Here is a 1,457-nt window from a genome sequence, read left to right on the forward strand (position 1 = left end):
GCAAATGAAAAGCTTATTTTTTTACTGTATGCAGGTTTATCGTCTATCTCGACATTATACTTATTTAACCAGAATTTCAATTTAGTTTCATCTTCTAAAGAAGAGAAATTTTCTAACTTTTGTACATTAGATTCTCTTGGATCAACAGGTTTTACCAATTGGTTTTCTGCATTATTAGAAATTTTCATTCCCAGATTATGCAATTTGGCAGGCTCAGGAATCATAAATTCAAACATCATACGCTTCCCGTAATTATAGATTTGATTTTTCACCACCTTGTCTACCCATCGGTAAACACCCACTACATGGCTGCTTCCTTTGGTATTATCAAAACCATGCTTATTGTTTTCTTCAAACTCTTCGATGATCTTATCAATACGCTCTTCTTTTACTTTGGTAACAATTCTATCGAGTGCTCTTGCTGTGATATCTTTGGCTTCCGTGACCGCCTGTCTGTTGCTTTCCTCTTTGGAATTATGAGTGGCATAGTTAGCACTTACATTTACGCCATATTCTACAGGAGATTTCCCCCACTTTGCATAGAATCCGGCTTGTGCTGCAAAATCTTTAGATTCCTGAAGGATTTTGGAAATTTCGCTCTGCATTTCGTGTCTGTCGGTAGAAGTTGTATCGGTCAGCTTTTCTTTCTCAGATTCAGTCGATTTTGTTGTTTGATTTTCGCTTCTTCTGAGTTTTCTTGTAGCTCTTTCCTTATATTCCCTTGCCATGATGTTTTCGATGTGTGCCACATCTCCTTCCACATAACAATAAGTGGATTGTTCTACTTTCTTATAATCGGTAACTCCGATGTTTTTCATCCCAAATCCTGAAGGGATAAATGAGCCTACCGGGGTGGTTGTCGTTGTTCCGGAGCCAGTTCCTGTTCCTGTTCCTGTTCCTGTTCCTGTTCCTGTTCCAGATCCTGTATCCGGTTTTATCTCTTTTGGAGTGAAGGCTGCACTTCCTTTGAATACTCCTTGTTTCAGAGGATTGTTGAAATCCGATGGATCCTGTACTAATGTAACACTCATCAGATACGTTTTTCCGTCCTCTAAAACCACTTCACCATCGAGGATGAATCCATTTTGTCTTAGCGTGAGTGAAGCAGGAATTCCCGGGCTGTTGTAGAACAGAAAACTTACTCCCATTGATGGTTCAAACACTACATTGGAGCTAATCTCTGTCCCATTGATCGTTACTTTATAATTTCCTGATATAATTCTGTGCGCAAAATTTTCAACAATAATCTGTATAAACCATTCAGAATTATTTTTGACGCATGTTTTTACACTATAAGGAATCCATCCGTTTGCAGCGGCAGAATTTGTTACCGGAACAACAACTCCTCCGACTGTTGTGGAAACCTGTTGATTAATAACTGTATTGTTTACAACCTGCTGCTGAAGGGACTGATTATTCTGTGCAATGGTTTGAAGAATACTTGTAAAAGAAGGCAG

1 pseudogene is annotated in these 1,457 nt (G+C 38.7%); it reads right to left on the minus strand.

The window, feature by feature from the left end:
* A pseudogene (locus DD829_RS22930) lies at positions 1–1,457 on the minus strand (hypothetical protein); the annotation flags it as partial.

This window comes from Chryseobacterium sp. HMWF035, from assembly GCF_003094695.1.
Taxonomy (GTDB): domain Bacteria; phylum Bacteroidota; class Bacteroidia; order Flavobacteriales; family Weeksellaceae; genus Chryseobacterium; species Chryseobacterium gambrini.